Genomic DNA, 12701 nt, shown 5'->3' with positions numbered 1-12701 from the left:
TCGATGACGACACGTGAAGGACGCGCGCCGCTCGCGCGGCGCGTCGTGGTCTACGGCGCGGTGGGGCTGGCGGCGATCGCCGGCGTCGCGATCTGGACCGGTACGGCATCGCATCGCGGTGCCGACGCGACGCATGCGTCGGCGGATGCCGCAGCCCTCGGCGGCGTGAACGCCGCGCTGTCGCAGCCCGCATTGCCGGCGAGCGCTGGCCTGCCGCCGCCGCTCGCCGGTTCCAGTGCGCCGCGGCTGCCGCTCGACACCGGCGGCCACCTCGCGAAGTCGCGCGCGGTGCGCGATTTCTTCGATTACTGCCTGACCGCGCGGAGCGACTTGAGCGCGCCCGCGCTCGATGCGCTCGTCGTGCGCGAGATCGCCGCCCAGCTCGACGGCACGGTCGCGCAACCCGAGGCGCTCGACGTCTGGCATCGATACCGCGCGTATCTCGACGCGCTCGCGAAGCTGCCGGAGGCGGGTGCGGTCGACAAGTCCGATCTCGGCGCGCTGCAACTCGCGCTCGACCAGCGCGCGTCGATCGCGTATCGGACGCTCGGCGACTGGAGCCAGCCGTTCTTCGGCACCGAGCAGTGGCGGCAGCGCTACGATCTCGCGCGGCTGAAGATTACGCAGGACCCTGCGCTGACGGAGGCGCAAAAGGCGGAGCGGCTCGCGGCGCTCGCGCAGCAGATGCCGGCCGACGAACGCGCGGCACGGCAGAAGGCCGACCGGCAGCAAGCCGCGCTCGACCAGATCGCGCAATTACGGAAGAGCGGGGCGACGCCCGATGCGATGCGCGCGCAACTGACGCAGACACTCGGCCCGGAAGCCGCCGCGCGCGTCGCGCAGATGCAGCAGGAGGACGCGTCGTGGCAGAGCCGCTACGCCGACTATGCGGCGCAGCGTGCGCAGATCGGCGCGGCCGGATTGTCGCCGCAGGATCGCGACGCGCAGATCGCCGCGCTGCGTCAGCGCATGTTCACGAAGCCCGGCGAAGCGCTGCGCGCGGCGTCGCTCGACCGCGGCGCGGCTGCCGCGCAGTAATGCGCGCAATCGCGCACGCGCTCATGCCGCGCGCGTGAAGCGCCGCGGCAGATGCTGTTCGATGGTGGCCGCGAGCGTGTCGAACGCGGGGCCGATGCGTTCGTGCGCGACGCACGCGTAGCCGAGCAGCAGCCCGCGCCGCGCGGTGTCCAGGCTGCTGTAGTAGCTGGTCAGCGGGCGCACGATCACGCCCGCGTCGAATGCGCTTTGCGTGACCGCGCGATCGTCGCACGTGTCGGGCAGGCCGAGCACCAGATGGAGCCCCGCTTCGTCGCCCATCACGGGCAACGCGTCGCCGAAGCGCGCATGGATCGCATCGATCAGCAACTGCCGGCGCTCGCCGTACAGCGTGCGCATCCGCCTGACGTGCGAAGTCAGGTGCCCGTCCATGATGAACTCCGCGAGCACGGCCTGCTGCATCAGCTGGCCCTCGCGATACAGCTCCGACAGCCCGGTGCGGAACGTGTCGACCAGATGCTCCGGCACGACCATGTAGCCCATCCGCAGGCCCGGGAACAGCATCTTGCCGAGGCTGCCGACGTAGATCACGCGGCCGCCGTCGTCGAGCCCCTGCAGCGACGCGAGCGGGCGGCTGCCATAGCGGAATTCGCTGTCGTAGTCGTCCTCGATGATCCAGCAGCGGTGCTGGCGTGCGTACTCGAGCAGCATCCGGCGGCGCGCGAGGCTCATCACCATCCCGAGCGGATACTGATGCGACGGCGTGACGAGCACGAGCCGCGGCGGATGCTGCATGTCGCCCGCGCTCGGATCGAGGCCTTCCTGGTCGACCGGCACCGGCGTGAGCGCGAGGCCGGTCGCCTGCAGCACGCTGCGCACTCCCCAGTAGCACGGCTCCTCGACCCACGCGCGATCGCCGATATCGGACAGCAGCCGCACCGCGAGATCGATCGACTGGTGGATGCCGGTCGTGATGATCACCTGGTCCGGCGTGCATTTGACCGAGCGCGCGACGCGCAGGTAGTCGGCGAGCGCGCGGCGCAGCGGCCGGTAGCCGCCGCCCGGCGCATAGGTCAGCAATTCGGGATTCGCTTCCTTCCACAGGCGCGCCTGCAGGCGGCTCCAGGTGCGGCTCGGGAATTCCGACACGTCCGGCACGCCCGGCATGAACGCACCCCACTGGCGCCGCGACACGCCCGCGTGCTCGATCAGCTGCCGGCCGCGCATCGACAGGCCGCCTTGTGCGTCCTGCTGCAGCGCCGCATCGGCATCGGACGGCGGCGGTGCGGCGGCGCCCGGCACGCGGATCGCGGCCGCGTCCGGCCGCGTGTCGGCCACGTAGGTTCCGCTGCCGGTCGTCGTCAGCACATAGCCTTCGGCCGTCAGCTGGTCGTACACGTGCAGCACGGTATTGCGCGCGATCGACAGGTCTGCCGCGAGCGTGCGCGAACTCGGCAGCTTTGTGCCTGGCCCTAATTCCCCGGTGAGAATGGCCTGCTGCATCAGTTGCAGCAGTTGCCGGTACATCGGCTCGGACGAGCCGCGGTCGAGACGGGCCGAGAGCCAGTCGCCCAGGATCACGGTATCCAAAGTGGTCCTACTAGGAATATTGAAATGGTTCCCTAGTATAGAACCGTGCGCGCCTTATAGTGGCTCGCATCTCAAAAACGTTTGTCGCGCAGCAAGGGGACAGCCACGATGAAGTCCGATGATGTGATCGTCAGCTTTCGCGGCGTGCGGAAGACCTACGACGGCGAGACGCTGGTCGTCAAATCGCTCGACCTCGATATCCACCGAGGGGAATTCCTGACGCTGCTCGGGCCGTCCGGCTCGGGCAAGACCACCTGCCTGATGATGCTGGCGGGCTTCGAGTTCCCGACGGGCGGCGAGATCCGCCTCGACGGGGAACTGCTGAATACCGTGCCGCCGCACAAGCGCAACATCGGCATGGTGTTCCAGAACTACGCGCTGTTTCCGCACCTGACGGTCGAGCAGAACGTCGCGTATCCGCTGACGGTGCGCAAGCTCGCGGCCGCCGAGCGCGCGGAGCGCGTCGCGCATGCGCTGAAGATGGTGCAGATGGAGCGTTTCGCGAAGCGCTATCCGGCGCAGTTGTCGGGCGGCCAGCAGCAGCGCATCGCGCTCGCGCGTGCCCTCGTGTTCGAGCCGAAGCTGGTGCTGATGGACGAGCCGCTCGGCGCGCTCGACAAGCAGTTGCGCGAACACATGCAGTACGAACTGAAGGCGCTGCACGAGAAGCTCGGCGTGACCTTCGTGTACGTGACGCACGACCAGGGCGAGGCGCTGACGATGTCCGATCGCGTCGCCGTGTTCGACAAGGGCATCGTGCAGCAGCTCGATACCGTCGACCGCCTGTACGAATCGCCGTGCAACGAATTCGTCGCGAACTTCATCGGCGACAGCAACCGGCTGCGCGGCACCATCGCGCGCGTCGACGGCGAATTCTGCGAATTCCGGCTGGACGACGGCACGCAGCTCGTCGGGCGCCGCATCGGCGACGCGGCCGAAGGCGCGCCGGCCGTCGCGTGCATCCGCCCCGAACGCATGAGTCTCGCGAACGGGCACATGAACGGCAGCACCGCCAACCGCGTGACCGGCGAGGCGCGCAGCCTCATCTATTTCGGCGATCACGTGCGCATGCGCTGCGCGCTGCCGGGCCAGGACGAATGCTTCGTGAAGGTGCCGCTCGGCACGGGCGCGCTCGACGCGTTCTCGCCCGGCGCGCCGGTATCGCTCGCATTCGCGCCCGAGCACCTGCGCGTGTTCGCCTGACACAGGGTTTTCCCGCTTTATCGCTGCACGTCGTCAACAACAACTGCCCACTTCCACCACGAGAGGAGAGGAACCATCATGAACGGAGCAAGCACTACCGCGCGTCGCACCGCGCTCGCACTGGCGCTCGCCGTCGTCGGCGCATCGGCCACGGCGGCCGAACTCACGGTCGTCAACTTCGGCGGCGCGAACGGCGACGCACAGAAGGCCGCATTCAACCAGCCGTTCGAGAAGGCGACCGGCAACAAGGTCACGGCCGTCGAGTACAACGGCGAGCAGGCGAAAGTGAAGGCGATGGTCGAGGCGAAGCACGTCAACTGGGACGTGGTCGAAGTCGAGTCGGGCGACCTGAACCGCGGCTGCGACGAAGGGCTGTACGAGAAGCTCGACTGGTCGAAGATCGCGAAGAAGTCCGACCTGATTCCGGAATCGCCGCAGGTGTGCGGCGTCGGTTTCTTCGTGTGGTCGACCGCGCTGTCGTACAACGCCGACAAGCTGAAGACCGCGCCGACCGGCTGGGCCGATTTCTGGAACGTGAAGAAATTCCCCGGCAAACGCGGGATGCGCAAGGGCGCGCGCTACAACCTCGAGTTCGCGCTGATGGCCGACGGCGTTTCGACGAAGGACGTATACAAGGTGCTCGGCACGAAGGCCGGCCAGGATCGCGCGTTCAAGAAGCTCGACGAACTGAAGCCGTACATCCAGTGGTGGGAAGCGGGCGCGCAGCCGCCGCAGTTCCTCGTGGCCGGCGACGTCGTGATGTCGACCGCGTACAACGGCCGCATCGACGCCGCGCAGAAGGAAGGCAAGAACCTGAAGGTCGTGTGGAACGGCAGCATCTACGACCTCGACTACTGGGCGATTCCGAAGGGCTCCCCGAACAAGGCGCTGGCCGAACAGTACATCGCGTACACGCTGACGCCGAAGCCGCAGCAAGAGTATGCGCATCACATCGCGTACGGCCCCGCGAACGTCGCGGCGATCAAGTCGCTCGACGCGAAGACGCTCGCGAACCTGCCGAACTCGCCGGCCAACGGCAAGAACGCGGTGCTGGAGGACATCGGCTTCTGGACCGACCACAGCGACGAGCTCGAGCAGCGCTTCGCCGCGTGGGCGACGAAGTAACCGCTACTCAGGTGTCCTGATGCAACCTGCCGCGCGGCGCGTCGAACGCGTCGCGCGGCATTCCGCCGGATCGAGCCCGGCCGGAGAGAACCGTTGAACACGATGACGATCGCTCCTTCCTCGCCGTCGACAGCCGCGCTCAAGCGCGAGCTGAAGGCCGCCGAGGCCCGCAAGCGCACGATGGCGTTGCTGCTGATCGCGCCGCTCGCGATCTTCCTGCTGCTCATCTTCGTCGTGCCGATCGGCACGCTGCTCACGCGCGCGGTGCAGAACCCGGAGATCGCGACCGCGCTGCCGAACACGGTGGCCGCGCTGTCGGGCTGGGACCGCAAGACACCGCCGGCCGATGCCGCGTATGCCGCACTGGCGGCCGACATGACGAAGGTCGCCGACAGCGAGGCGATGGGCGCGCTCGCGCGGCGCCTGAACACCGAGATTCCCGGCTACCGCTCGCTCGTCGCGAAGACGGCGCGCGCGATGCCGCTGAAGGGCGAGGAGGGCGCGGGCACCGCGGCGCTGACACCCGCGCAGACCCGCGCGAAGCTGATCGACCTCGATTCGCGCTGGGGCGAACCCGCGTACTGGCAGGCGATCGCGAAGAACGGCAGCCAGGTGTCGCCGTTCTACCTGCTCGCCGCGCTCGACCACAAGCAGGACGGCTTCGGCCAGATCGTGCGGGCCGATCCCGACCAGTCGATCTATCTGGCGATCTTCGGCCGCACGTTCGTGATCGGCGTCGCGGTCACGCTGTTCGCGCTGTTGCTCGGTTATCCGCTCGCGTACTGGATCTCGACGCTGTCCGAGCGCCGCGCGAACCTCGTGATGATCCTCGTGCTGATTCCATTCTGGACCTCGGTGCTGGTGCGCGTCGCCGCATGGATCGTGCTGCTGCAGAGCGAGGGGCTGATCAACACCGCGCTGATCGGCGCCGGGCTGATCTCGCATCCGCTGACGCTGCTGTTCAATCGCGTCGGCGTGTACATCTCGATGACGCACATCCTGCTGCCGTTCATGATCCTGCCGCTGTACAGCGTGATGAAGTCGATCCCGCCGACCTACCAGCGCGCGGCCGTGTCGCTCGGCAGCCATCCGTTCGCCGCGTTCTGGCGCGTGTACGTGCCGCAGACCTATCCGGGCGTCGGCGCGGGCGCGCTGCTCGTGTTCATCCTCGCGATCGGCTACTACATCACGCCCGCGCTGCTCGGCGGGCCGAACGACCAGATGGTCAGCTACTACGTCGCGTACTTCACCAACGTGACGATCAACTGGGGCATGGCGTGCGCGCTCGGCGGGCTGCTGCTCGCGGCGACGCTGGTGCTGTATGCGGTGTACGGGCGCTTCACGCGCACCAACGTGAGCCTCGGCTGAGCGCCGGGGACAGGAAAACGGGAAGGGGAAGCCGACCATGAAACTCGCCAGGCCGCTGTTCGCGCCGCACATGTCGTTCGCCGAGCGCGCGTGGTACGTCGCATTGCGCGTGCTCGTCGTGCTGACGCTGCTGTACCTGATCCTGCCGGTGCTCGCGATCGTGCCGCTGTCGTTTTCGTCGAGCACGTTCCTCGTCTATCCGATTCCGGGCTTCTCGACGCGCTGGTACGAGAACCTGATCGCATCCGACGAGTGGCGGATGGCCGCGAAGAACAGCTTCATCGTCGCGCCGTCGGCGACCGTCGTCGCGACCGTGCTCGGCACGCTCGCCGCGATCGGCCTCACGAAGGCGGACTTCCGCGGCAAGGGGCTGCTGATGGCCGTGCTGCTGTCGCCGATGATCGTGCCGGTCGTCGTGGTCGGCGTCGGCATGTACCTGTTCTTCGCGCCGCTCGGGCTCGCGAACACCTACACCGGCCTGATCGCCGCGCACGCGGCGCTCGGCGTGCCGTTCGTCGTGACGACCGTGGCCGCGACGCTGCAGGGCTTCAACCAGAACCTGGTGCGCGCGAGCCTGTCGCTCGGCGCGAACCCCGTCACGACGTTCTTCCGCGTGACGCTGCCGGTGATCGCGCCGGGCGTGATGTCGGGCGCGCTGTTCGCGTTCGCGACGTCGTTCGACGAAGTCGTCGTCACGCTGTTCCTCGCGGGCGCGGACCAGACGACGCTGCCGCGCCAGATGTTCACCGGCATTCGCGAGAACATCAGCCCGACGATCGCCGCGCTCGCGACGATCCTGATCATCTTCTCGACGAGCCTGCTGCTCGCGCTTGAATGGATGCGCGGCCGCAACGCGCGGCGCGCGGTGTCGTAACGGCGGCCGGATGCGTGACGTTGAGCCGGCTGCCGGGTCGGCGATCGTTGCGTTCTCAACGAAGCCGCGCACCTGATCCGGCGCGGCGAAGCTTTCGTTTCGCTGACTGACGAAGCGGTTGCCTGCACGTTCGATGCGGCTCTGCAACAATACGGCTCGTGGTGCCGCGCGTTCTGTTGCCGTCGCACGCACGGAGCGCCCGTTGCCGCGCCGCTCAATCCGCGACGCCGCGCGTCGCTCGTCAGTCAGCCGAGCCTCATCTTGTCCGAATTCGCATCCCCCGCCGGCACCCGGGAGCCGGCCGTCAACTGGCGCGCGATGTCCGCCGTGCTGCTGGCCGTCGCGCTCGCGACGCTCGACACCGCGATCGCGAACACCGCGCTGCCTGCGATCGCCGCCGACCTGCACGCGTCGCCGGCCGCGTCGGTGTGGATCATCAACGCGTACCAGCTCGCGATGGTCGCGACGCTGCTGCCGTTCGCGTCGCTCGGCGACATCGTCGGCCACAAGCGCGTGTATGTCGGCGGCCTCGCGGTGTTCACGCTCGCATCGCTCGGCTGCTCGCTCGCGGCGACGCTGCCGCAGCTGACGGCGGCGCGGATCGTGCAGGGCTTCGGCGCGAGCGCGATCATGAGCGTGAACGTCGCGCTGATCCGCAACCTGTTTCCCGCGCACCGGCTCGGGCGCGGCGTCGGCTTCAACGCGCTCGTCGTCGGCGTGTCGTTCGCGGTGGGGCCGACGATCGCGTCGCTGATCCTGTCGCTGGCCGCATGGCCGTGGCTGTTCGCGGTGAACGTGCCGCTCGGCGTGCTCGCGCTTGCCGTGGCGATTCCGTCGCTGCCGCAGACGGCGCGTGGCAAGCACGCGTTCGATCCGCTCGCCGCGCTGTTCAACGTGATCACGTTCGCGTCGCTGATCTTCGCGCTCGGCGAATTCGCGCAGCGCGGGCCGCTGTCCGTCGTGTTCGCGGCCGCGGCGGTCGCGCTCGCGTTCGGCTGGCTGCTGATCCGCCGCCAAGCCGGGCACCCGGCGCCGATGCTCCCGGTCGACCTGTTTCGCCGACCCGTGTTCACGCTGTCCGCGCTGACGGCCGTGTGCGCGTTTGCCGCGCAGGGGCTCGCGTTCGTGTCGCTGCCGTTCTACTTCGAAACCGTCCTGCATCGCGACGCGGTCGAGACCGGGTTCCTGATGACGCCGTGGTCGGCGATCGTCGCGCTCGCCGCGCCGATCGCGGGCCGCTTGTCCGACCGTTATCCGCCCGGATTGCTCGGTGCGATCGGGCTCGCGCTGCTGAGCGCGGGGATGGTGTCGCTCGCCGCGTTGCCGGCAGCGCCGAGCGTCGTCGACATCGGCTGGCGGATGATGCTGTGCGGCGCGGGCTTCGGCTTCTTCCAGTCGCCGAACCTGAAGGCGCTGATGTCGAGCGCGCCGCCCGAGCGCAGCGGCGGTGCGAGCGGGATCATCGCGACCGCGCGGCTGATCGGGCAGGCGACCGGCGCGGCGCTCGTCGCGCTGTCGTTCGGGATCGCGGGGCGTCACGGGCCGACGCTCGCGCTGATGCTCGGGGCGGGTTTTGCCGGGGCGGCGAGCGTGGCGAGCGGGCTGCGGCTCTTCGCGCCATCGCACCGGGCCGGCGCGCCGGTCGCGTCGGTCGCGACGACAGCGACGACAGCGACGACAGCGACGACAGCGACGAACGAGCGGGCGACGGAGTAGGGCTCCGCGCCCGCCCGCTGCCCGTATCTTTCCCGGCCGGTGCGCGGCGAACGACCGCCGCGCGCCGGCCGTCGCGTCGGGCTCAGAAGCCGCCCGTCTGGATCAGCTTGTTGAGGTTCGCGATGTTCAGGCTGCCGAAGCCGGTCGTCAGGTCCCAGCCGGTGCCTGCTCTGTAGCCATACCCCTGATAGCCGTTGTTCCCTGACACGACGTCATAGCGCACGAGCGACGGATTCGACGGGATGTCCGCATAGAACTTCGCAGCCGGGAAACCGATACCCGTGCCGTTCGCCGCGAGCAGACGCGCCCAGAAGCCGGTGAAGATCGGCGCGGCGAGGCTCGTGCCGCCGATCTGCTGCAACTGGCCGTAGTTGTAGATGTACGCGCCCGTGCTTTGCGCGGCATCGAACGATACGTCGGGCAACTGACGATTGCTGCCCGATTGCCACGCCGGCGCCGGCAGCACCGTGCTGACGCCGCCGCCCGTCGCCCACAGCTTGCCGTTGCCGTCGAGGCCTTCGTTCCACACCGTTTCGTTCGAGAACGCACCCGCCGACGTGGTGTACAGCGTCGTGCCGCCGATCGCGAGCACGTGCGGCGACGCGGCCGGCCACGACACCGTGTAATTCGCGCCGTCCGGATAGCCGCGGTTGTTGCACTCGTACACGCCTTCGTCGCCCGACGACACCGAGAACGTCTGACCCTGCGCGGCAGCCGTCGTGAAGATCTGCTCTTCGGCGTCGATCGTGCCGTCGGCGTTCGCGTCGGTCTCGCACCAGCCGAGCGACACGTTGATCACCTTCGCGGTGTTGTCCGACACCGCGCGGTTGAACGCCTGCGTGAGCCCCGTGTTGCCGGCGGCGTTCAGGTCCGCCATGTAGAACACGAGCTTGCCGACCTGGCCGCCGGCCGAGCCGACGATCGACTGGCTGTCGAGATCCCATTCGCCCTGGCCGTCCTGGTCGTCGCTGTAGCTGCCGGTCGTGCCGGTGCCGTTGGTCTTCACGGTCTGGGTCGCGACCGTGCCGTAGCCGTTGCTCGACGTGAACTGCTTCAGGTCCTGCAGCGTCTGCGATACGCCGCCGATCGTGATGATGCCGACGCTCACGCCGGCCGCGGTCGGCACGCCGGTCGCGTTGTAGAGGCCCGGGAATTCCTTCGGATAGTGGCCGGTGGCCGTGCCGGCCGCGAGCGCCTGCGGCTTCGCGACGTTGCCGATGCGCAGCATCGGCCGTGCGCGCGCGACGTTCTGCAACCCGAGCACCGAGCCGACGACGTCGCCGAGCGCGCGCGGCACCTGCGCGGTCGACGCGTTCGCGAAGCCCGAGCGGCCCGCGTACTCGAAGTGCACGAGCGACGTGTTGAACGCGGTCTTCACCGTGCCGGCCGTGCCGCGCGCGGACACCAGCAGCCGGTTCGGCGCGACCTCGATGTTCACGAAGCCGCTCTTGCGCAGATAGTCGACGACCGATTTCACTTGCGCGTCGGTCGGCGCGTAGCTGGCGAGGAACTGTTCGTGCGTCAGGTACTGGCGGTAATGCGCGTTGCCGGGCCGGTTCACGTCGTGCGCGAGCTGCTTGAGCTGCGCCGCGTTGCGCAGCTTCAGGCTGACGACGATGTCGGCCGTTTCGCCGGCCGCGAGTTCGAGCGACGGTGCGGCGCTGCGCGCCATCAATTGCGGGCCGGTCAGAAAGGCCTTCGTGTGGGTGTCGACCCAATCCGTCGCCGCATGTGCCGCGCCGGCGGCGAGCACGAGCGGCCACGCGCACGCGAGGCGGCGCGGCGACGGAAGGGGAAGGGCAAACCAGGCGTTCCTTTTCATCGGGAGTCCTTTTTAGGAGAGACGACGTTGCTGGAAGCCCCGGCCCTTGTGGGGCCGCGAGCGGTGACGAGCGTAGGGCGTCGGTGCCGTTCAGGTAGCTGCCAGTTTCCATAGCTGTCAGTTCTGACATCGGCGTGCTCGCGTGCCGGCGATGCGTCGTTCATGCATGCGGCAGCGGCCCGCGGCAAAGGGAACCGGTTCGCCACGCGACCGCGCATCGGTCGCTGGCGTTTGCGCGCACGACTCGTTCGTTTCGGCAGCGGATTGCGCGCGATTGCAGAGCGAAGGACCGTGTGTGAGCGGCACTTTCGATCGCGCGTGAACGCATTGCGCGTTGCAATATGTGGTCAGGCGTTGCCGCGCGGCCGGCGCGACGACGTACGAATGCGCGAATGCATAAAAACGGAACCCGTCGATCGCGCGCGTTTCCCGAACTGTGGAACGACGTAGTGGCGAGTCTTGCAGCGTGCTTTCGGTTGGAGCGTCCGGCGAGCAGATTAGAAGAAACGCTCGAATCGGACGGTGGCGCTGCCTCGACGCGCGCGTGATGTTCTTCGCAAGCCGATTCGCCGCCATTCCGTCCGTTCCGGCGAACGGCCCCGCTGCAGGATCGCCTGATGCTTCCTGCGAAATCGCTCCTTGACGTGCGTCGATCCGGGGATATTCTTGAATCCATAACTATCGGGTTATGAATCATGCCATGCAAAACGTTCCCGACATGCTGTTCAGGACGCTCGCCGATCCGACCCGCCGCGCGCTCTTCGAGCGGCTGTGCGAGGAGGGCGAGCTGACGGTTGCCGCGCTGACGGCGCACGCAGGCGTGACGCAGCCGGCGGTATCGAAGCATCTGGGGGTACTGAAGCAGGCCGGGCTCGTGAGCGACCGTCACGAAGGCCGGCAGACGCACTACAGCGCACAGCCGCAAGCGCTGACTCCGTTGATCGACTGGACCAGCCAGATGGCAGGCTTCTGGCAGAACCGGTTCGACGCGCTCGAAGATCTGCTCAAGAGGATGGATCAGTAATGAACCAGGCCACCACTGAAACACGCACCGTCGTCGTCGAACGGGAACTGTCGCATCCGCCGGAGAAGGTCTGGCGTGCGCTCACGCAACCGCATCTGATCGAGGCATGGCTGATGCAGAGCGATTTCGAGCCCGTCGCGGGCCGCGCGTTCAGCTTCCGCGCGGACTGGGGTTCGGTCGACTGCACGTTGCTGACGATCGAGCCGCAGCGCGTGCTGTCCTACACGTGGGCCGCGTACGGCCTGGAAAGCGTCGTCACCTGGACGCTCACGCCGACGCCGGTCGGCACGCTGTTGCGGATGGAGCAGGCCGGTTTCCGCGCGGATCAGGAGCAGGCGTACCGCGGTGCGCAGCACGGGTGGGCGCGGTTCTTCGAGTCGCTCGAACAGGTGCTGGCCCGTCCTGACGAAGGCACGGAGGCCCGCTCATGAGCGCGGCATCGGACCCGAGCCCGTCGGAACGCATCGACGCGCTGATCGCCGGTATTGCCGACTGGCGCGGCAAGACGTTCGCCGATCTCCGCCAGACAATCCTCGACGCCGAAGCGGACATCGTCGAGGAATGGAAATGGATGGGCAGCCCCGTATGGTCGTGCGACGGGATGATCGCGGTCGCGAACGCGCACAAGGGCAAGGTGAAGCTCACGTTCATGCATGGCGCGCACCTGTCCGATCCCGACGGGCTGTTCAATGCGGGCCTTGAAGGCAATGCGCGCCGCGCGATCGATTTCCTCGAAGGCGACAAGCTCGACAAACGGGCGCTGAAGCGTCTCGTTCGCGCGGCCATCGACTACAACCGCGCGCACCTGAAGAAGAATGCGCGGCCAGCCGCAGGCGGCAGGACACGCGCCGACAAGGCCGCATGACGCGGCGGCGCGCCGGCACACCGCCGCGCAGGTAAAAAAAAGGTTCATCGCAGGAAACCGTGGAGGGTTTGGGAGCGATTGCGTAACCTGACGCCTGACTTTAAGGACGTCAGGAGAG

At 68.1% G+C, this 12701-nt stretch carries 11 protein-coding genes; 9 read left to right on the top strand and 2 right to left on the bottom strand.

Going from position 1 to position 12701, the window contains the following annotated elements; all coding sequences use genetic code 11:
• Positions 1–3: 3 nt before the first annotated feature.
• Positions 4–1038 carry a lipase secretion chaperone gene (locus DID99_RS32200; RefSeq protein ID WP_124668337.1) on the top strand — a complete coding sequence of 345 codons (1035 nt, stop codon included), beginning with the start codon at positions 4–6 and terminating at the stop codon, positions 1036–1038.
• A gap of 21 nt (positions 1039–1059) precedes the next feature.
• On the opposite strand, the gene DID99_RS32195 is transcribed toward DID99_RS32200, so the two are convergent.
• Complete coding sequence (locus tag DID99_RS32195; RefSeq protein ID WP_124521332.1) at positions 1060–2586, bottom strand: PLP-dependent aminotransferase family protein; 1527 nt, start codon at positions 2584–2586, stop codon at positions 1060–1062.
• Between the two features lie 108 nt (positions 2587–2694).
• Between DID99_RS32195 and DID99_RS32190 the strand changes: the two genes are divergently transcribed.
• The 5 genes from DID99_RS32190 to DID99_RS32170 all read left to right on the top strand — a co-directional run bounded on the left by DID99_RS32190 (position 2695) and on the right by DID99_RS32170 (position 8872).
• On the top strand, positions 2695–3789 hold the full coding sequence (locus DID99_RS32190) for an ABC transporter ATP-binding protein (RefSeq protein WP_044845303.1): 1095 nt from the start codon (positions 2695–2697) through the stop codon (positions 3787–3789).
• A 78-nt stretch (positions 3790–3867) separates the two neighbouring features.
• Positions 3868–4914, top strand: coding sequence for an ABC transporter substrate-binding protein (locus tag DID99_RS32185; RefSeq protein WP_044845304.1), 1047 nt, complete (start codon positions 3868–3870; stop codon positions 4912–4914).
• Positions 4915–5007: 93 nt separating this feature from the next.
• Entirely contained in the window at positions 5008–6282 is a 1275-nt protein-coding gene (locus tag DID99_RS32180) for an ABC transporter permease (protein WP_044845305.1), read from the top strand.
• A 37-nt stretch (positions 6283–6319) separates the two neighbouring features.
• Positions 6320–7156, top strand: a complete 837-nt coding sequence (locus DID99_RS32175) for an ABC transporter permease (RefSeq protein WP_124668336.1) — start codon at positions 6320–6322, stop codon at positions 7154–7156.
• Positions 7157–7417: 261 nt separating this feature from the next.
• Positions 7418–8872 carry an MFS transporter gene (locus DID99_RS32170; RefSeq protein WP_124668335.1) on the top strand — a complete coding sequence of 485 codons (1455 nt, stop codon included), beginning with the start codon at positions 7418–7420 and terminating at the stop codon, positions 8870–8872.
• 82 nt (positions 8873–8954) lie between these two features.
• On the opposite strand, the gene DID99_RS32165 is transcribed toward DID99_RS32170, so the two are convergent.
• Entirely contained in the window at positions 8955–10694 is a 1740-nt protein-coding gene (locus DID99_RS32165) for a protease pro-enzyme activation domain-containing protein (protein ID WP_124646433.1), read from the bottom strand.
• Between the two features lie 700 nt (positions 10695–11394).
• Here DID99_RS32165 and DID99_RS32155 point away from each other — a divergent pair.
• The 3 genes from DID99_RS32155 to DID99_RS32145 are packed head-to-tail and all read left to right on the top strand — an operon-like array spanning position 11395 to position 12583.
• Positions 11395–11718 (top strand): helix-turn-helix transcriptional regulator, encoded by a 324-nt coding sequence (locus DID99_RS32155; protein ID WP_124646432.1) that lies wholly within the window; start codon positions 11395–11397, stop codon positions 11716–11718.
• Positions 11718–12149, top strand: coding sequence for an SRPBCC domain-containing protein (locus tag DID99_RS32150; protein ID WP_124486404.1), 432 nt, complete (start codon positions 11718–11720; stop codon positions 12147–12149). The genes DID99_RS32155 and DID99_RS32150 overlap by 1 nt, the downstream gene beginning before the upstream one ends.
• A complete protein-coding gene (locus DID99_RS32145; protein ID WP_124486403.1) occupies positions 12146–12583 on the top strand; it encodes a DUF1801 domain-containing protein in 438 nt (145 codons plus the stop codon). The genes DID99_RS32150 and DID99_RS32145 overlap by 4 nt, the downstream gene beginning before the upstream one ends.
• Positions 12584–12701 lie beyond the last annotated feature (118 nt).

Origin of the sequence: Burkholderia sp. Bp8986 (assembly GCF_003854225.1) — a bacterium.
Taxonomy (GTDB): domain Bacteria; phylum Pseudomonadota; class Gammaproteobacteria; order Burkholderiales; family Burkholderiaceae; genus Burkholderia.
This window is presented reverse-complemented; position numbering and strand designations above follow the sequence as displayed.

Excerpts from the sequence above, each read along its gene's own strand:
- DID99_RS32200 (WP_124668337.1), top strand. The coding sequence starts at position 4 with ATGACGACACGTGAAGGACGCGCGCCGCTCGCGCGGCGCGTCGTGGTC.
- DID99_RS32155 (WP_124646432.1), top strand. The coding sequence starts at position 11,395 with ATGCAAAACGTTCCCGACATGCTGTTCAGGACGCTCGCCGATCCGACC.
- DID99_RS32185 (WP_044845304.1), top strand. The coding sequence starts at position 3,868 with ATGAACGGAGCAAGCACTACCGCGCGTCGCACCGCGCTCGCACTGGCG.
- DID99_RS32150 (WP_124486404.1), top strand. The coding sequence starts at position 11,718 with ATGAACCAGGCCACCACTGAAACACGCACCGTCGTCGTCGAACGGGAA.
- DID99_RS32190 (WP_044845303.1), top strand. The coding sequence starts at position 2,695 with ATGAAGTCCGATGATGTGATCGTCAGCTTTCGCGGCGTGCGGAAGACC.
- DID99_RS32175 (WP_124668336.1), top strand. The coding sequence starts at position 6,320 with ATGAAACTCGCCAGGCCGCTGTTCGCGCCGCACATGTCGTTCGCCGAG.
- DID99_RS32165 (WP_124646433.1), bottom strand. The coding sequence starts at position 10,694 with ATGAAAAGGAACGCCTGGTTTGCCCTTCCCCTTCCGTCGCCGCGCCGC.
- DID99_RS32145 (WP_124486403.1), top strand. The coding sequence starts at position 12,146 with ATGAGCGCGGCATCGGACCCGAGCCCGTCGGAACGCATCGACGCGCTG.